16 protein-coding genes are annotated in these 17,410 nt (G+C 61.3%); 2 read left to right on the top strand and 14 right to left on the bottom strand.

Annotated elements, in window-relative coordinates; translation table 11 throughout:
* From HHL09_RS18895 to purD, 12 genes are all read right to left on the bottom strand, one after another.
* The gene (locus tag HHL09_RS18895) at positions 1-2,649 is read right to left on the bottom strand and encodes a DUF4118 domain-containing protein (RefSeq protein WP_169456186.1); all 2,649 of its coding nucleotides are present in this window, start codon (positions 2,647-2,649) and stop codon (positions 1-3) included.
* A gap of 60 nt (positions 2,650-2,709) precedes the next feature.
* Entirely contained in the window at positions 2,710-3,099 is a 390-nt protein-coding gene (locus HHL09_RS18890) for a potassium-transporting ATPase subunit C (RefSeq protein WP_169456185.1), read from the bottom strand.
* On the bottom strand, positions 3,096-3,686 hold the full coding sequence (gene kdpC / locus HHL09_RS18885) for a K(+)-transporting ATPase subunit C (RefSeq protein WP_169456184.1): 591 nt from the start codon (positions 3,684-3,686) through the stop codon (positions 3,096-3,098). Before kdpC ends, HHL09_RS18890 begins: the two co-directional genes overlap by 4 nt.
* Before the next feature lie 3 nt (positions 3,687-3,689).
* Positions 3,690-5,714, bottom strand: a complete 2,025-nt coding sequence (kdpB, locus tag HHL09_RS18880) for a potassium-transporting ATPase subunit KdpB (protein WP_169456183.1) — start codon at positions 5,712-5,714, stop codon at positions 3,690-3,692.
* A 27-nt stretch (positions 5,715-5,741) separates the two neighbouring features.
* Entirely contained in the window at positions 5,742-7,529 is a 1,788-nt protein-coding gene (gene kdpA, locus HHL09_RS18875) for a potassium-transporting ATPase subunit KdpA (protein WP_169456182.1), read from the bottom strand.
* Positions 7,530-7,541: 12 nt separating this feature from the next.
* Positions 7,542-7,625, bottom strand: coding sequence for a K(+)-transporting ATPase subunit F (gene kdpF, locus HHL09_RS26775; protein WP_169457805.1), 84 nt, complete (start codon positions 7,623-7,625; stop codon positions 7,542-7,544).
* Positions 7,626-8,020: 395 nt separating this feature from the next.
* Entirely contained in the window at positions 8,021-9,637 is a 1,617-nt protein-coding gene (locus tag HHL09_RS18865) for an esterase/lipase family protein (protein ID WP_169456181.1), read from the bottom strand.
* A gap of 15 nt (positions 9,638-9,652) precedes the next feature.
* Complete coding sequence (locus tag HHL09_RS18860; protein ID WP_169456180.1) at positions 9,653-10,843, bottom strand: hypothetical protein; 1,191 nt, start codon at positions 10,841-10,843, stop codon at positions 9,653-9,655.
* A 417-nt stretch (positions 10,844-11,260) separates the two neighbouring features.
* Positions 11,261-12,181, bottom strand: a complete 921-nt coding sequence (locus tag HHL09_RS18855) for an aspartate carbamoyltransferase catalytic subunit (protein WP_169456179.1) — start codon at positions 12,179-12,181, stop codon at positions 11,261-11,263.
* On the bottom strand, positions 12,171-12,926 hold the full coding sequence (locus HHL09_RS18850) for a hypothetical protein (RefSeq protein ID WP_169456178.1): 756 nt from the start codon (positions 12,924-12,926) through the stop codon (positions 12,171-12,173). The genes HHL09_RS18855 and HHL09_RS18850 overlap by 11 nt, the downstream gene beginning before the upstream one ends.
* Positions 12,927-12,929: 3 nt before the next feature.
* Positions 12,930-13,460: a bifunctional pyr operon transcriptional regulator/uracil phosphoribosyltransferase PyrR gene (gene pyrR, locus HHL09_RS18845; protein WP_169456177.1), complete on the bottom strand. Its 531-nt coding sequence runs from the start codon at positions 13,458-13,460 to the stop codon at positions 12,930-12,932.
* A 3-nt stretch (positions 13,461-13,463) separates the two neighbouring features.
* Complete coding sequence (gene purD / locus HHL09_RS18840; RefSeq protein ID WP_169456176.1) at positions 13,464-14,720, bottom strand: phosphoribosylamine--glycine ligase; 1,257 nt, start codon at positions 14,718-14,720, stop codon at positions 13,464-13,466.
* 105 nt (positions 14,721-14,825) lie between these two features.
* Between purD and HHL09_RS18835 the strand changes: the two genes are divergently transcribed.
* On the top strand, positions 14,826-15,035 hold the full coding sequence (locus HHL09_RS18835; RefSeq protein ID WP_169456175.1) for a hypothetical protein: 210 nt from the start codon (positions 14,826-14,828) through the stop codon (positions 15,033-15,035).
* 145 nt (positions 15,036-15,180) lie between these two features.
* Positions 15,181-15,396 (top strand): hypothetical protein, encoded by a 216-nt coding sequence (locus tag HHL09_RS18830; protein ID WP_169456174.1) that lies wholly within the window; start codon positions 15,181-15,183, stop codon positions 15,394-15,396.
* A 13-nt stretch (positions 15,397-15,409) separates the two neighbouring features.
* Here HHL09_RS18830 and HHL09_RS18825 read toward each other — a convergent pair whose 3' ends face one another.
* Together HHL09_RS18825 and HHL09_RS18820 are read right to left on the bottom strand one after the other, a co-directional pair.
* Positions 15,410-16,426: an ABC transporter ATP-binding protein gene (locus tag HHL09_RS18825; protein ID WP_169456173.1), complete on the bottom strand. Its 1,017-nt coding sequence runs from the start codon at positions 16,424-16,426 to the stop codon at positions 15,410-15,412.
* Positions 16,423-17,409 (bottom strand): ABC transporter ATP-binding protein, encoded by a 987-nt coding sequence (locus HHL09_RS18820; protein ID WP_169456172.1) that lies wholly within the window; start codon positions 17,407-17,409, stop codon positions 16,423-16,425. The genes HHL09_RS18825 and HHL09_RS18820 overlap by 4 nt, the downstream gene beginning before the upstream one ends.
* Position 17,410 lies beyond the last annotated feature (1 nt).

Genomic DNA, 17,410 nt, shown 5'->3' with positions numbered 1-17,410 from the left:
CTAGGGGGGTGGGATCGCAGCGGAAGCTTCCATCGTCTCGACGGGTAGCCGGACGGCGAATTCGGCGCCGCCCGATGGATGATTGCGGGCAATAACCTCGCCGCCAAGCGCGCGGAGAAAGCCTTTCACAATGGAGAGGCCGAGGCCACTACCACCAGCCGGAGACCCTGGAGAGCGGTAGAACTTCCCGAAGATCTTCTTTTCTTCGCCCTCAGCCATTCCCCCGCCGTGATCGCGGACGATGATCTCGATCCCTTTGACACGACGCAGAACCGCCAGCTCCACCAATGTCCCATCAGGCGTGTGCACCGCGGCATTGTGGAGCAGATTGGTCAGACACTGCTCCAGCAACTGGTGATCGGTCTTCACCAAGGGAAAATCAGATGGGATCTCGACCTTCAGTTCACGACCTTTGAAAAGGTCGCGCGTGGTTTCCAAGGATCCTGAAATGATGTCGTTCACATCGCACCACTCCGACTTCGGTTCGATCACCGAGGATTCCAAGCGGGTCATCTGCAGGAGACTCTCGACAATGCGTTGCAGACGGCGCGAGGCCGTGTCGATCTCCACGATGCAAGGATCGGCGGGAGTCCCCCCTTTTGTTTCCACCGCTGCCCGGATCACGGCGATAGGGGTCTTCAGCTCATGGGAAATACTGTCGAAAAGCGCGCGACGCAGCTTCTCCCCTTCCTCAAGCCGTTCGGCGAGTTGCACCGCCTGGATGAAGTGTTCCTTCTCCAGAACCAATGCAAGCTGGAGGGCAAAGGCTTCCATTGCCTGTCGTTCGGTGAAGGAGAGCGCCGACGACTCACGCATGAGCCCCATCACTCCCATGGCGGAGGTCGCGGTTTGCAGCGGAAACCAGATCGCCTGCGCGGACGGCAACGTTTCAGTGAAGCGCCCGGCAGGTTGGTGGTTCGCAAAGGCCCATGACGCCACGGCAAATTCCGAATCGTCAGGCTGGAACGCGCTCGCAGCATGAGCGGTGTGACCAAGCGAGTGATCGTCCTGCCGCACGAGCAGCGATATCTTTCCACCGAGGATCGACTCAATCACCCGCAGCGCCGCTTCAAAGCCCTTTCCGGTCTCCGGGCTCAAGGCCGCCTGCTGGGTCACACGAAGCAAGGCATCGGTATGGCGCTGACGCTGGCGCTCGGCTTTCTCCCGCATGCGGAGCCGCGTGGTCAGATGCCCCATGGCCAAGGCGATCACGAAGAACATCGAAAGCATCGCCATGTCCTCGGCCCGGTCCACGTGAAGGGTGAAACGCGGCGGAATGAAAAGATAGTCCCACGAGACGGCTGACACGGCTGCCATCAACAATGTGGCACCCCGCTGCCATCGCAGTGATGCCAGCACGATCGCCAGAAGGTAAATGAAAGCCGGCACCGTGTAGCCGCTCACGGGCACCGCAAGCCATCCCACCACGGTCATCAGTGCGGTCAGGCCAAGAGCGCTCAGATAGTCATTCCATTTTCCTGGTTCGGTGGGGATCTCGGCGGACTTTCGCGAGCGCTTTCCCGCAAAGGGCCGGACCACGCAGACATCGATGTCGCCGCTGCCCGCAATCACCCGGTCGGTCAAAGATCGCCTCCAAGGATATTTCGTGTCGGACTTCCCGACGACGATCTGGCTGACATTCCGCTCCCGGGCGACTTCCAACAGGGCGTTCGCAACGTTGTCGCCCGTAACATGGACGACCTCACCGCCAAGATTCCGGACCAAGGCGAGACCCCGGGCCAGCATCTCCTCTTCATCCGGGCGAAGCTTGCGCACCCCTTCCACCCACACTCCGATCCACGGGCAGCCAATGCGTGCCGCGGCTCGCCGGGTCCAACGAACCAAGCTTTCCGAATAGGGCGTGGGAGCCACGCCGACGAGGAGACGCGCGTTCGTCTTCCAAGGACTGGAATCGCGTCGCGCCCGACGGAAATCCTCAAGGTCGCGGTCCACGCGTTCGGCCGTGAAACGCAGGGCCATCTCTCGCAAGGCGGTGAGGTTCCCCTCCCGGAAGAATCCCTCCGCGGCAGCATTGGCACGCTCGCCCAGATAAACTTTCCCCTCCGCCAGCCGCTGCAAGAGCTTCTCCACCCCGAGATCCACGAGTTGGATCTCATGGGCGCGATCCAAGATCGAATCGGGAACTGTCTCCTGCACCGCGATGCCGGTGATCTGGCGCACGATATCCACCTGGCTCTCGATGTGCTGGACATTAACCGTGGTGCAAACATCGATACCCGCGTCGAGCAACTCCAGCACGTCCTGATAGCGCTTCTGGTGACGGCTACCGGGAGCATTGGTATGAGCCAGCTCGTCGACTAGCAGGAGATCGGGACGGCGGGCCAGCGCGGTATCGAGATCGAACTCATCCAGAAGATGGCCGCCGTGCTCGATCTGCTTTCTTGGCAGAACCTCAAGTCCGTCCAGCAAGGCCGCAGTCTCAGCGCGTCCATGGGTTTCCACCACTCCTGCGAGGACACGGATGCCATCGTTTCGCCGCTGCCTGCCCATCTGGAGCATGGCGTAGGTCTTCCCCACGCCCGGGCACATCCCGAGGAAGATGAAGAGCCGGCCCGCATGCCTCCCCCGCTCCGCGCGCTGCACCTGCGCGAGGAGGATATCGGGATCCGGTCGATAGTCGTCAGACATCAAGGACGATGAAGGGAGTTCAGCAGATTTCCGGCGCCGCGCCTAGCCCGGGGATCAACCCTATTTGGCGGCATCCAAGGCGAGGTTGAGGCGGGCCAAGTTTATCCGCTCTCCCCCCACAGCCCTTGAGGGATGAGGTTCGGAAGCTTCATCCACCAGCCTATCGATCCGCCGCTTCATCGCGTCGTCTCCCTTCCGCTCCGCGACAATCCGATCGATCTGCGCCCGAGCCACCACGGCATCGATCCAGACGACACCGTCACTATCAGGATCGGGTGCGGAGTCTCCGGATTGGAAATAGGCCGGTCCTGTTTGGGACTCCACCAAGCGTTCGATCGCTATCTTCTTTTCATCTGGAAGTGACTGCGCGTCCTCGCGGCTGAACCACCATGCGGCCCCCAGCCCGCCGAGAGCCAAGGCGACAAGGAACGCGCGAACCGGAGCATTCATGGGGCAAGCGCATCGAGCGCAAGGTTGAGCTTGAGGACATTGACCCCGGCATCCCCGAAGATTCCGAAGTCAGGCTTGTCGGTGTTATTCTCGATCAGATCGCGGACTTTTTCCACCGGGAGATTGCGCGCCCGGGCAACCCGGGATGCCTGGAGAACGGCATTCGGCAGACTGATGTGCGGATCGAGACCACTGCCGGAAGCCGTTACGGCATCGGCGGGGACTTCCTGATTCACCTCAAGGCCATTGGTGGCGCGATAGGCCGCGACGCGCTCCTTGATTTGGTCCGCCAGCTTCCGGGAAGTGGGCCCCAAGTTACTGCCGCTGGAGTTGGCCGCATCATAGCCATCCCCCCCCGCAGCGGAAGGACGCGGGTGGAAGTATCTCTCCCCGGTAAAGTTCTGTCCCAAGAGGACTGAGCCACGGACTTCTCCGGAAGCATCCTTGACCAGGCTCCCGTCCGCCTTGTCGTGGAAGACCGTGCGGGTAATGCCAGTGACAACGAGAGGATACACGCCACAACATACAACGGCGAGGACAGCGGTGGATCCCACCGCACTGCGGATTTCAGTCGCAAAAGAGTTCATGATTCAGACGAGGTGAAGATTCGAGACAATCAGGTCCACTGCTTTGATTCCGACAAAGGGAACCAAAAGCCCCCCGGCCCCATAAACCAGGAGGTTGCGGCGAAGAACCGCCATCGCGCCGAGCGGCCTGTAAGCCACCCCCTTCAAGGCAAGCGGGATCAGCGCGATGATGATGAGCGCATTGAAAATCACCGCACTCAGGATGGCGCTCTGCGGTGAGGCCAGCTTCATGACATTCAAGGGCGCGATCGCCGGGAAGGTCACCATCAGCATCGCCGGGATGATGGCGAAGTACTTCGCGACGTCGTTTGCAATCGAGAAGGTGGTGAGGGACCCACGGGTCATGAGCAGTTGCTTCCCGATCTCCACGATCTCGATTAGCTTGGTCGGATTGCTGTCCAGGTCCACCATGTTCCCGGCCTCGCGGGCCGCTTGGGTGCCGGTATTCATCGCCACGCCCACATCGGCCTGGGCCAGGGCGGGAGCATCGTTGGTGCCATCGCCGGTCATCGCGACCAGATGGCCGGCAGCTTGCTCAGCGCGGATCCGCTTCAGCTTGTCCTCCGGCGTGGCTTGGGCCATGAAGTCATCCACCCCGGCTTCCGCGGCGATAGCGGCCGCAGTCATCGGATTATCCCCGGTGATCATCACGGTTCGGATGCCCATCTTGCGAAGATGGGAGAAGCGCTCCTTGATCCCGCCTTTCACGACGTCCTTCAGTTCAACGACGCCCATCACCTTCCTGCCATCCGCCACAACCAGCGGGGTGCGGCCTTCGCGGGCAGCGGCTTCTACAGCGTGGGAAACTTCCTGCGGGAAATGCCCGCCTTGCTCTTCCACCCAGCACTGGACCGACTCCGCCGCACCCTTGCGAATGCTGCGATCATCCAAATCCACACCACTCATGCGGGTCTGCGCGGTGAAGGGCACGAAGGCTGCATGGGGATGCTGAAGCTCCCTGCCGCGGATATTGAAGCGTTCTTTCGCCAGCACCACGATGCTGCGACCTTCCGGTGTTTCATCGGCCAGCGAGGCGAGCTGTGCGGCATCCGCAAGTTCGTTCTCGGTCACGCCGGGCGCAGGCAGAAACGCGGAAGCCATACGGTTGCCGATGGTGATGGTGCCGGTCTTGTCGAGCAGCAGGACATCGATGTCACCTGCCGCTTCCACCGCGCGACCGCTCGTCGCGATCACATTGCGACGAATCAAGCGATCGATCCCGCTGATGCCGATGGCACTCAGCAAACCTCCGATCGTCGTGGGGATCAGGCAGACCAGCAGGGCAACGAGCACCGGAATGGTGAACTCCATGCCCGCATAGGTCCCGAAGGGACGCAGCGTGATGCAGACCAGCAGGAAGATCAGCGTCATCGCGGAAAGCAAGATCGTCAGGGCGATCTCGTTCGGAGTCTTCTGCCGCGTCGCGCCTTCCACCATCGAGATCATGCGATCCAGGAAGGTATTCCCCTTCTCCGAAGTGACGCGGATCACGATGCGGTCGCTAATCACTCGGGTGCCACCGGTCACGGCGCTTCGATCCCCACCGCTTTCACGAATGACCGGAGCGGATTCACCGGTGATCGCGGCTTCATCGACACTGGCGATTCCCTCGATCACCTCGCCATCGGCCGGGATGACATCGCCAGTTTCGCAGATCACAAGATCATCCTTCTCCAGCAAGGTCGCCGCCACCTGCTCCTCGCTGCGATCCTTCCGGAGACGGCGGGCGATGGTGTCCTTCCGGGCTTTCCTCAGGCTGTCGGCTTGGGCCTTGCCGCGGCCCTCGGCGACCGCCTCCGCGAAATTCGCAAAGAGGACGGTAAACCAGAGCCAGATGGCAAGCTGGACGATGAAACCGTGATCCACCTTGGCGGTAAAGATTGCGACGGTGGTAAGGACGGCACCCACTTCAGTGACGAACATCACCGGGTTCTTCACCATCAGGCGCGGGTCGAGCTTCTTGAAGGCATCCCCGATCGCGGGAACCAGGATCGCGCGATCGAAGAGAGATTGAGCTTTCGTTGACATGGTCGGAAGCGTTGGAGATTCGGTTGGTTAGAAGAGATTTCCGCCAAGCATGAGGAAGTGCTCGACGATCGGGCCTAAGGCGAGAGCCGGGAGGAAGTTCAATGCGCCGATGAGCAGCACCGTGCCGATGAGCAGCACCGTGAAGGTGCTGCCGGAAACCGGAAAGGTACCCGGGCCGGGAGGAGCGAACTTCTTCTTCGCCAGGGATCCGGCCATCGCAAGAATCGGCACGATCATCAGGAAACGACCGATGAGCATCGCGGCACCAAGCGTCACATTGTAGTGCGGATCGCCACTGCCCGGGTTCGCGGTAAGACCGCCGAAGGCACTACCATTGTTCGCCGTCGCGGAGCTGTAGGCGTAGAGCATCTCGCTGAAGCCGTGCGGACCGGCATTGTTCAAGCCAGCCAAACTCCAATTGCTCACAGCAGCCCAGGCAGTGAACCCGAGGATCGTCATGGTCAGCACCAGCAGGGAAAGCATGGCCATCTTCACCTCGAAGGCATTGATCTTCTTGCCAAGGTATTCCGGGGTGCGGCCTACCATCAGACCCGCGATAAAGACCGCGAGAACCACGAAGACCAGCATGCCATAGAGACCTGCCCCGACACCACCAATCACCACTTCACCCAGCTCCATCATGAAGAGCGGAATCAGTCCACCGATCGCGGTGAAGGAGTCATGCATCGAATTCACCGCACCGCAGGAAGCCGCAGTGGTGACAACCGCGAAAAGTGAGGAATTGAAGATTCCGAAACGGACTTCCTTGCCCTCGAGATTACCATCTGCCGCCGCAAGTCCCAGCGCATGGTGGATCGGGTTCCCCCTCGCTTCCGCCCACCAGCAGGCGAGCGTGCCTGCAATGAAGAGGATCATCATGGCGGACCAGACCGACCAGCCGTGACCTTGGTTTCCGGTCGATTTTCCAAGATACCAGGTCAGACCGCTGCCGATCGCGAAGATCGAAAGCATCTGCACGAAATTCGAAAGCGGGGTCGGATTCTCGTAAGGATGGGCCGCGTTGGCGTTCGCGAAGCCCCCGCCATTCGTTCCCAGCATCTTGATCGCCACCTGCGAGGCCATCGGCCCCTGCGCAATGACTTGCTGGTCGACGGTGCTCGATTCGGTCACCGTTTCTCCGGAATCATTGGTGGACTCCACCTGGATCACCTGGCGTTCAACAACCTTCGCGGTGTCGTATGCCTTGAAGTTCTGGATCACCCCCTGCGAGACGAGGAAGATCGCAATGGCGGTACAGAGGGGAAGAAGCAGGTAGTACGTGACGCGCACCAGATCCACCCAGAAGTTCCCGAGCAGACTCGTGGTGTGCCGGGAGATCCCGCGGACCAAGGCGGCGGCGATCCCGATACCGGTGGCGGCGGATGTGAAGTTATGCAGGGTCAGCCCGACCATCTGCGAGAGGTAGGACATGGTGGATTCCCCGCCGTAGCTCTGCCAGTTCGTGTTCGTGGTGAAGCTGACCGCGGTATTGAAGGCGAGTGCCGGACTCAAGGCGCCCAAGCCCTGAGGGTTCAGCGGCAGCAGGTGCTGAAGGCGGAGGATTGCATAGGTGAAAACGAAGCCCACCAGGCTGAAGAGCAGCATGGCGAAGGTGTAGCGCTTCCAGTCCTGCTCCTGGGCGGGATCAACACCCATGATCTTGTAGGTGAGCCGTTCGAGGGGACGCAGGATGGGATCCAGCCACGTACGGCCTTGCGGGTCGAGGATGCGGGTGAGGTAGATGCCGAGCGGTCTGGTGATCGCGGCGAGGACGCCCACAAAGAGGGCGAGTTGGAGCCAATCGTTGGCGTGCATGGGGATGATCAGTTAAAACTTCTCCGGCCGGACCATGGCCGTGAACAAATAGGCGAGCAGGGCGAGGGCGATGAGCCCGGTGACGATGGTTTCCATGGCAGTTCAGAGGTTGCCGCAGAAGCGGGAGTAGCCGAGCGCAAGGGCGAAGAAGCCAGCCGTGGCAGTGAGGTAAATGAGATCGTTCATGAGCGCATTGGATTCACTTCCATGCTCCCACGGATCTTCCGGAGGCGGAGTCAAAGGCTACGCCGCACGCGTTAAAAAGGCGTAAAAACGCCCTCCCAAACGGGGGGGGGGGGGCGGAGGGCAAGCCGAGGCTTATTTTCAGTGGTCCCCTGCCGAGGACCGCCGTCCGGGCCACTGCCTGTTCCGCCTGATAAAAAGAGAACTCCAAACAGGCGTCCCATTGGCACAATGGCGCGCAAGCGCTTTGCCCGAGGTTTTAACAACCCGGGAGCGCCTCAGGAATACCGCCCTGTGGTCCCCGCCTCCTAACGCTCCGTCTTCAAGTGGAGCTTCAGAATCCGCTTCACTTCCTCGATTCCCTCGGGGTTCTGATGGGCGCTGTGGCCGGAAGGCACGATCTTCTCCGAGGCCGCGTGATCGAGATGAGAGCTCCAGTAAGCCACCACACCATCACTGGAATTCGGAGTGTCGCCCTTCCCACGGTCGCCGATAATGGAGTGATAGGTCACACCGGGATCGATGGGCAGCTTGTTCATCGAGATCACGAAGCGGTTGTTGGGAGCAAGGGTATCAATGCTATTCGGAGCTCGGTCGAGTTGCATGGACGCCGTATCTACGGTGACCAGCGACGCCACGGCATTCCTTGTATCCGCCAGAAAGCTCGGGATGCGCACGAGCCTTGAACCAAGACGGCCGATCCAATTCGAGGCAAAGATCGAGCCCTTGTGAGGAGTGGCAATAAAGATCGCCCGGCGGATCTCTTTCCGATGCTCGAAAACCAGCGACTCCTCCAGAAGATGGCGGCTTGCCCCGCTAACCTTGGTTTCCGCTGGCGACTTGCCGAAGAGATCTTTCCAAATCCGGTCCCCGGCATTCGTGACCATCAGGCGGCTGATAATACCGCCCATACTGTGCCCCACGATCACGATGTCCTTGTGGCCGGGGAAGGCTTTGTTCACCCCGTCGAGTTCCTTTCTCAGGAGCGATGCCGAGTAGGGAAATGGATAGCCGCTGGGATAACTGAAGACCCAGAATTGATAGCGATCACGCAGCACCGGATCATTGAGCAACTGCTGGTACATCGGCACCCAAGTGGCCGGGGTATCCTGCAAGCCGTGAACAAAGAGCACGGGAATACGATTCTTATCGTACTTTTGAGTGCGGATCAGACGCGCGGTGTCGGAATATTTCTGAGGATTGAGCAGGCGGATCAGCCCCAGCTTGTCCGGGCGGGCAACCGCGATGTACATCGAGATGGGTGCCGTGAAATCCGCCGCTAGCGTGGGATTCCGGCCCGCGATGGAAATCTTTTCCTCTTCCAGCGGCTCGTGGAGTTCGAGGGTTGCGGAGCGATGGCCCTCAAAGCGCAGGATCGCGGTCATCGCCGCGTGAACCCGTGGAGGATCAAAGGTGCGGCGATATTCGCGATTCTCCGGACCAATAACCACCAGAGGAGCACCCACTCCCGGCCGGATCGCGCGATGTCCCGACCACTTGCCGTGGAAGGTCATGCTGTCCACGGGCACATACTCGCGTTCATAGCTGGGGGCATTCGGTTCCAGCTTGCCGGCCAGCGTGTAAGCGGAATCGCCCGTTCCCACGGTGATCCTCCGGCCCCATGGCAAATTCTTCTCTTTCGACAGCGTCTCAACCAGCCTTCCAACGGCGTGGTTGTAAAGGGCGAGCGCACCGGTTTCTCCTGCCAAGGCCTTGGTTCCGGCAAGACGCGCGCTTTCCACGAAATGGCCGCAGGCGACCGTAGGATCCTTCGATTTTTTCCCCGCATCCAGTTCCTGCAATGCCTCGGCCAAAGGCGAAACGTGATAGTCACCGGCAGGGACCACCGAAGCACCCTGCTTGAAGGAAATGGGCGCCGAGCAGGATACCAGCAGAACGGTGGTGAACAGTGTAAGGAGACGCATGGATTTCCGGGACGGTTAGATAATCGTTTTGAAGATCTTCATGAGGATCTCGCCGAGAGGGACTTCGATAGCAGCGAGAACGAGCATGGGCAGGGCTACAGGAATCGCGACGGTGATGAGGCTCTTCTTGGAAAAGGGCACGGTGCGCATCTCGCGCACAGCCTCGAAGATCGCATTCACATCCGTGGTCGGACCGAGTTCCGGAGCCTCCAGAAGCGCTCGATCCTCCACAGGCTCCCCTTCGATCCACTTGCGATGAACCTGCCGGTTCTGCTGGGCGACCAAGGCTCCGTATTGGTTCATGGCCACGCGCTTGCTGCTCTTGAGCACCGGGATGAATACCAGCAAGGGAGCGACACAAAAGAGGAAGGCGACAACCGCGAAGATCGCGAGAGGAATCTGGAACTGCTTCATGTGCGCACCGTGCCACGCCATCTCGTGCGCGAACTGCCCGCAGATCACGCAAGACATGGCAAAGGCGAGCGGCACAAACGCGCGGGGAAGCTTTTCAATGAAGCCGAGGCTACCAAGATTATCCGGATGGGAGGCGATGGGATTCAACCCGAGCTTCACAAAGCGCTGGAACAAAAGCGTCACAAGCAGGATCCGCCAGACCCAGCCAAGCATGAAGATCTGAAAGATCGGGCGAGACACGCAGAGATACCACCAACCACCAAAGCCCAAGTGATCCCGCTCACGGGACCAGCTCAGCTCCTGAAGACGCCTGCCCGTTTCCGGCACCAGCAAGACCACCACGATAAGCCCGGCTACTCCGACCCAAGGGAAGGACGAGTTCTTCAGCCGGATTACGTCCTGAACGATCTGCCGGAAAGCCGGGATCTTTTCCTCCGTCACCAAGCCCGTGGCAACGAAGCTGGGTAGCATGTCGCGCATGACAGAACGCGCGACGCGCTCCCCAAAGATGAGAGCGGGCAGGGCAATGAGGAAGCGGGCGTGGAGGGCGAAATGGCGGAGCAACGGCTCGCTATCGGTGCTTTCGAAAACGCGCCCGGTGACCAGGGCCCAGATCACAAGAGGGAGCCAGGCAAGGAGGGTGAAAATCACCGTCCTGCGCAGGACGCCATCCCGGCCGTCCCGAGGGATGAGATGCAACGCCTGCTGGGCACGGAACCACAGATCATCCCGGACCAAGGGAAGATCCAGCCCCTGCAGATTAACCGGCGATACAGGACTGACTCCAGCCATGCTATCCCCCTTCTACCCTGACCGGAGACCGCTGCCTATCCTTTTCGCGTGACGGTAAGTTAGATAAATGAAAATGGATTTTAAAGACTCCCGTCCCGTGGAAAGAGCTGTTCCCTCAACTCTCCGGGCCGACCTTTCCCCTCTTCCAATTCGCAGCTGCCGTTCTCGAGAGTTTGGAGACCCCGTTTCAGGGACCGACGGATCGCATGCACGGGAACAGATCCCGGTGCTCCGGGGCATGTCGGCGCGATGAAGTGAAAGGCAAGGCATCCGCGCCCAACCCTTGCATCGTCAACGAATCGCGATCGCAGGAATCGGCCTGGCCCTCCAGCCGTCCCCCAGCCGGAAACACCGCTGCCGATCTGTTAGACAGGAGCTCGGATGCCGGCTCGCCGCCACGCCCTGCTTACGGCTACCCTATTCCTCCGCGGGCTTCAGCCAATAGAGGACGGCCATTCGCACGGCGATGCCGTTCTCGACCTGACGATTGATGAGACTCCGGGAATAATCCATCGCGCCATCGCAGAGCTCCACGCCGCGGTTCACGGGGCCGGGGTGCATGAGGTAGAGTCCCTCGCCATCAATCTGCTTCAGCCGCTCCTCGGTGACCCCGTAGACCTTATGATATTCTCGGAGGCTCGGGAAATACTGCACGTCCTGACGCTCCATCTGGACGCGGAGGAGATAGACGACATCCGGCTTCCACTTCATCGCTTCCGCATAGTCGGTAAAGCGGACGGTATTCTCCGGGCCACACTTCGGCACCAGCGAACCGGGGCCAAGGTAAGCGACCTGCACGCCAAGGCGCTTCAGGATCGTGCTGGTGGAGCGGGCAACGCGGCTATGCAGAATGTCACCGATGATCAGGACCTTTTTTCCGGTCAGGTCAGGAAAGACCTCCTTCAAGGTGAAGGCATCCAGCAAGGCCTGGGTCGGATGCGCGTGGGCACCATCGCCCGCATTGATCACGCTCGCCTTCGTCATCCCGGCGATCATGCCGGGCAAGCCGCTGCGGCCATGGCGCACCACGATGAAATCGGTACGCATCGCCTGAAGGGTCTCGATGGTTTCGCGAACCGATTCGCCTTTCACCACGGAGGAATGCGGGACGTCGAAATTGGTGACGTCGGCGGAAAGGCGTTTCGCCGCGACCTCGAAAGAGGAATGGGTCCGGGTGCTCGGCTCGTAGAAGAGCATCAGCACGGACTTTCCCTTCAGTGTGGGAACCTTTTTGACGGAGCGGGTGAAGAGCTCTTTGAAGGGAACGGCTTGATCCAGGAGGAGATCGATCTCCTCCCGGTCCAGTGAACTGATATCGAGAAGGTCCTTACGGGCCATGGGTCGGTGAAAACTTGGAAAGGATGGCGAAGACGACGGTGAAAACGGAAATGATCGTGATGAAGCCGGCGTGATGGCGGGAACGCGGTTTCTTCCATGCAAACCACCCGGCGAGCACGAGGCCTAGAACGGAGAGAAGCACCAGCGCGACCAGTCCGGCGGTGCCCAGCCACGGCTTTCGCGAGAGATCTGCCATCCACATCGCCGGGAAGTCCGGCTCCATGATGGTAGGAGTCCACACGGAAAGCCAGCCAAGCAGTGCGCCACCGAGCGGCAGCAGGTAGCCCACAGCGACCAGCGGCCAAGCCACCGTCAGATTCTTGATGTAGGCGATCGACTGATCCGGCGGAGCCGCTTGGGTACGGCGCAGTTCCATCAGCTCGCGATCGGAGTGGCGATGGGCAGGCAGGACCACGGTGCCCGTGCGAGGTAACGTGGAAGTGGTCACCGGCCCCTGCTCGGACTTGCGAAGGGAACGGACGCTTTTGTTGATAGGGCGACGGGCCTCCTCCGGCTCGGAAGGAGCGGGGGTCCTGGTCTCGCTTCGAGCGGCGGGAACCGTGGCCGCGGGCTTAGTCTCCGCCGCCGGAGTCTGTGGCGTCTCCTCGGGCAGCGGAGCCTGGAACGGGACTTCTGCTTGCGGCGCCGGGACTTCCTCAGGATCTCCAGGGGCCGCACCGGGAACACCCATGGCCTCGCGAAGCTTCGCGATTTCCTCTGCGGATTTCCGGCGTTCGGGGAGCATGGATCAGCCAGGGTTTCGTTCGACGACCTCGATCTTGTCTTCTCCGTCGCAAGCTTCCAAGGAAACATGCACGTGATCGTGTCTTGAAGTTTCCAGCAGAATGCCGGTGTAGTCCGGCTGGATCGGCATTTCGCGGTGACCCCGGTCGATCAGGGTGGCCAGCTCGACCTTCGCCGGGCGACCGTAGTCGGAGAGCGCGTCCAGCGCGGCGCGAATGGTCCGGCCGGTGAAGAGCACGTCATCCACCAGGATGACGTGGGCATCATCGACGGAGAAAGGAATGTCGCTCTCCTGCAGCTTGGGATTTTCCCGCAGGTGCTCGTAGTCGTCCCGGTACAGGGAGATATCCAGGATCCCAAGGGCCAGCTCGCGGTCCTCTTCGGCCAGGATGGTGCAGAGGCGCTCTGCCACTTCATCCCCGCGGCTGCGAATGCCGACCAAGGCGATCGGAGCGCCCGCCGTGCGTTCACGGATGGCGGAGGCAAGGGTTTGGATGCCCTGCTCGATTTCGTCGGGTCCGAGAATGCGGCTCATCAGTCAGTCGTTGAAGTGCATGATCCCGATGTCGCCGCGGCGCTGGGCACCATCGAAGGACACCTGGTCGGCCGCGGCGTGCGCGGCGGCGACGGCATCCTGACGGCTGGCCCCGCCGGAGACCACTGCCAAAACGCGGCCGCCGTTGGTTTCCCACTCTCCCGTGGCATTGCGGCGCGTGCCGGCGTGATAGACACGAGCACTGCCCACATCATCCAGCCCGCGGATCACATCACCGCTGCGCGAGCTCTCCGGGTAGCCGGCAGAGGCCAGCACCACGCAGACGCTCCAACCTTCGTCGAAGGAAATCAGATTGGCATCCAGCTCCCCCTTCGCCCCGGCCAGGCAGAAGCTCGCGAGATCCCCCTTCACCAGCGGCATCACCGCCTGGCATTCGGGATCACCGAAGCGGCAATTGTACTCGATGACCTTCGGGCCGTCCGGCGTGAGCATGAGACCGAAATAGAGGAAGCCGCGGTAGGGCAGCCCGTCGTTGCGGAGGCCGTTCACCGTAGGAGCCACGATGGTCGACTCGATCTCCGCGAGAAGATTGGACGGGATCAGTTTGCGGCTGGCGACGGCACCCATGCCGCCGGTATTCGCCCCGGCATCCCCTTCCCCGATCCGCTTGTAGTCGCGGGCCGGGGTAAAGATCAGGTAGCGGTCATCCACGATCGCCGCGAAGATGGAAACCTCCGGACCGGTGAGGAATTCCTCCACCAGCACACGACCAGCGCCGAAACGCTGCTGCACGAAAACCTCATCGAGGAAATCCTCCGCTTCCTTTTCCGTCAGGCAAACCGCGACACCCTTGCCCGCCGCAAGGCCATCAAACTTCAAAACCGTCGGGTAAGTCGCGTCGATGGCGGCGCGGGCTTCCGTGAGATTCGAGCAGGCGATCGCCTTGCCCGTCGGGATTTCGTGGCGGAGCAGGAACTGCTTCGCGAATTCCTTGCTGGCCTCAAGCTGGGCGGACTGGAAATGCGGCCCCCAACAAGGGATTCCGGCCTGCTCGCAAAGGTTCGCGAGACCCTCGCCGGTCACCAAGTAGCTCTCCTCCCCAGCCACGCAGAGATCGACCTGATTTGCCTGCATCCAGATTACAAGCGACTCCAAGCCGTTGGCAGCCACCGGCTTGGCGAGCTGGAAAATCGCATCGCTGCCGGGAAAGCAGTAGATCTCCGGATTGCCGGGAGATTCCGACAATGCCCTCACCAGCGCGTGTTCGCGCCCGCCCTTGCCCACGACTACGATCTTCATTTCCGGGGCGGTTTGTGGGGCACGGAGGCGGCGGACTCAACCCCCGAATTCTCCCCCCGTCATGGCGTAATGGTTAGGATCACCGAATCATGGGAAGCTGATGCCATGAAATCGGTCGCCCCTTCCCGCATCGTTTCTCGCCTTCTGCTCGCCCTCACCCTCTCCGGAGTCTTCCACGCATGGCTGCCGACGGACCGGCCGAAGCGCAAGATGCGCATGGCCGACGCGGCTTCGGAACTCGGCAAGTCCGTGGCCGAGGCACAAACCCAGGTCCAAGTCCGAGCTCAGATCCCGCTGACGCCCCGGACCCTCTGATGCGACGCCAGCCTGCTTGCCAGGCCGCCGCCGACTTGATAGATTTCCTCCCGCCCCCCCCCCGGCTTTTCGCCGGAATCCCCCCACCAAACCCCCACCCTCCCCCGGAGCAAGGCCCTCCCCTTTTGCCTCCGGATTTCCTCCCATGAAGCTGCCCCCTCCCTTGTGGACGGCCTTCGCCGTCCCCGCACTCTACGCCTTTCTCGCGGTCTTCTTCCTGAACGACGATCGCCGGGATCCCAAACGGGAACCCTTGGTCGCCGCAGAACGCCCGCTGACAGGTCCAGCCACCACGACTCCGGCCACAGGCGCCGGGATTCCCGGTGGCACCTCGCCAGCGCCCGTTGTGAACCGTCGATAGAAGATCCAGCGGCTCAGGCTGGCACCGCCATCTTGCTGACCTTCTCCCAATCCTTCGGGTCGAGGCAGCACGGATCTGCGGCTACCCAGTGCCCGGGCCCGATCTCGCGCAGGGACAAGTCGGCACCAATCGTTTCCTCGTATCGCGAGTGATGGATCCGATGCCCGAAGGCGCTGCCCTTCGGAGGATCGATCGGCGAAGGCACGTCGCCTTCCAGGAGGATGCGCTTCTTCTCCAGTGTCGGGTCCGGCTCGGGGATCGAGGAAAGGAGAGCCTTCGTGTAAGCGTGCTTCGGATCCTGATAGATCGCTTCGGCATCCGCCATCTCCACGATCTTCCCGAGATACATCACGGCCACGCGATCGGAGATGTGCTTCACCACCGCGAGGTCGTGGGCGATGAAGAGATAGGAAAGCTTGAGATCCTTCTGGAGATCCAGCAGCAGGTTCAACACCTGCGATTGCACCGAGACGTCCAGCGCGGACACCGGCTCATCGCAGACGATGAGCTTCGGATTCAGCGCGATGGCGCGCGCGATGCCAATGCGCTGACGCTGGCCACCGGAGAACTCGAAGGGATAGCGATCCGCCGCCGAACTCTGCAAGCCCACGCGCTCTAGCAATTCATCCACACGCCTCCGCCTTTCATAAGACGAGCCGCGCCCATGGATGATGAGAGGTTCTTCAAGGATTTCGCGAACGCTGTGCCGGGCATTCAGCGACTCGACCGGATCTTGGAAGATCATCTGGATATCCTCGCGCAGCGGACGCATCGCGCCGCGCCGGAGCCGGGTAATATCGCGGCCATCAAACTGGATGCTGCCGTGATTCGAATCCGTAAGCCGGACAATCGCTTTCCCGAGCGTCGATTTGCCGCAGCCGGATTCCCCTACCAGGCCGAGCGTCTCGCCGGGAGCGATGTCAAAGGACACGCCATCCACCGCGCGGACGGAGCCGATCTGTCGCATGAGGAGCCCCCCTGAAACCGGGAAGTGCACCTTGAGATCGCGGACGGAAAGGATGGGCGTCATACTTCAGTCGAGGCGTAGCAAATGGGACAGGCTTCCACCCAATGACCGGGGGTTGCCTCAATGAACGGCGGGCGCTCCCGCAGGGTCAGGCCCTGGCGATCCATGCGCTGGCAGAAGCGGCAGCCCGGCACGAAATCCCGTAGCGAGGCCACCATGCCGGGAATGACCGGCAGCTTCGACTTCCGCTCGGTTTCCAAGCGGGGAATCGAAGCCAGCAAGCCGCGGGTGTAGGCGTGCAGCGGCTTGGCGAAAAGCTCCTTCACCGGAGCACGCTCCACGACGCGGCCGCCATACATCACGACGACGTCATCACAGGTCTCTGCAATCACCCCGAGATCATGGGTGATGAGGATCACTGACATCCCCATCTCCGCCTGGAGGCGCTTCATCAGATCCAGGATCTGGGCCTGCACCGTCACATCGAGTGCCGTCGTCGGCTCATCCGCAATGACCAGATCGGGACGGCAAGCCAGGGCCATGGCAATCACCACGCGCTGCCGCATGCCGCCGGAAAGCTGGTGAGGATAATCCCCCGCCCTCAGCTCGGGAGCGGGAATCTTCACCAGGCGCAGCATCTCAATGGCGGCTTCCCATGCCTGCTTCCGGCTCATTTTCTTGTGGAGCAGGAAGCACTCGGAAAGCTGTTTTCCGATGCGCTGCACCGGATTGAGCGCGGTCATCGGCTCCTGGAAAATCACGCCGATCTCATTGCCGCGGACCTTGCGGATCTCGTCCGGCTTCAGCCGCGTGAGATCCCGGCCTTTGAAATTCACCTCGCCTTGCAGGATCTTGCCGCTCGGCTGGGGGAGCAGGCGGACCAGCGACATCGCGGTCACGCTCTTCCCGCAGCCGGACTCACCGACGATCCCGAGCGTCTGGCCCCGCCTGACCTCGAAGGAAACCGCATCGACAGCCCGGATCAGTCCGCCGTCGGTATCGAAGGCGGTGATGAGATCACGGACTTGGAGCAAAGGTTCGGACATT

It is taken from the genome of Luteolibacter luteus, from assembly GCF_012913485.1.
Classification (GTDB): domain Bacteria; phylum Verrucomicrobiota; class Verrucomicrobiia; order Verrucomicrobiales; family Akkermansiaceae; genus Haloferula; species Haloferula lutea.
Note: the sequence above shows the minus strand (reverse complement) of the source record. Positions and strands in the feature narration are given on the sequence as shown.

What these genes read in the sequence shown, in the direction of transcription:
- kdpC (WP_169456184.1), bottom strand. Translation starts at nt 3,686, where the DNA reads ATGAACTCTTTTGCGACTGAAATCCGCAGTGCGGTGGGATCCACCGCT.
- pyrR (WP_169456177.1), bottom strand. Translation starts at nt 13,460, where the DNA reads ATGAGCCGCATTCTCGGACCCGACGAAATCGAGCAGGGCATCCAAACC.
- HHL09_RS18835 (WP_169456175.1), top strand. Translation starts at nt 14,826, where the DNA reads ATGAAATCGGTCGCCCCTTCCCGCATCGTTTCTCGCCTTCTGCTCGCC.
- HHL09_RS18830 (WP_169456174.1), top strand. Translation starts at nt 15,181, where the DNA reads ATGAAGCTGCCCCCTCCCTTGTGGACGGCCTTCGCCGTCCCCGCACTC.
- HHL09_RS18820 (WP_169456172.1), bottom strand. Translation starts at nt 17,409, where the DNA reads ATGTCCGAACCTTTGCTCCAAGTCCGTGATCTCATCACCGCCTTCGAT.
- HHL09_RS18865 (WP_169456181.1), bottom strand. Translation starts at nt 9,637, where the DNA reads ATGCGTCTCCTTACACTGTTCACCACCGTTCTGCTGGTATCCTGCTCG.
- HHL09_RS18855 (WP_169456179.1), bottom strand. Translation starts at nt 12,181, where the DNA reads ATGGCCCGTAAGGACCTTCTCGATATCAGTTCACTGGACCGGGAGGAG.
- purD (WP_169456176.1), bottom strand. Translation starts at nt 14,720, where the DNA reads ATGAAGATCGTAGTCGTGGGCAAGGGCGGGCGCGAACACGCGCTGGTG.
- HHL09_RS18890 (WP_169456185.1), bottom strand. Translation starts at nt 3,099, where the DNA reads ATGAATGCTCCGGTTCGCGCGTTCCTTGTCGCCTTGGCTCTCGGCGGG.
- HHL09_RS18825 (WP_169456173.1), bottom strand. Translation starts at nt 16,426, where the DNA reads ATGACGCCCATCCTTTCCGTCCGCGATCTCAAGGTGCACTTCCCGGTT.
- HHL09_RS18860 (WP_169456180.1), bottom strand. Translation starts at nt 10,843, where the DNA reads ATGGCTGGAGTCAGTCCTGTATCGCCGGTTAATCTGCAGGGGCTGGAT.
- HHL09_RS18895 (WP_169456186.1), bottom strand. Translation starts at nt 2,649, where the DNA reads ATGTCTGACGACTATCGACCGGATCCCGATATCCTCCTCGCGCAGGTG.
- kdpB (WP_169456183.1), bottom strand. Translation starts at nt 5,714, where the DNA reads ATGTCAACGAAAGCTCAATCTCTCTTCGATCGCGCGATCCTGGTTCCC.
- kdpF (WP_169457805.1), bottom strand. Translation starts at nt 7,625, where the DNA reads ATGGAAACCATCGTCACCGGGCTCATCGCCCTCGCCCTGCTCGCCTAT.
- kdpA (WP_169456182.1), bottom strand. Translation starts at nt 7,529, where the DNA reads ATGCACGCCAACGATTGGCTCCAACTCGCCCTCTTTGTGGGCGTCCTC.
- HHL09_RS18850 (WP_169456178.1), bottom strand. Translation starts at nt 12,926, where the DNA reads ATGCTCCCCGAACGCCGGAAATCCGCAGAGGAAATCGCGAAGCTTCGC.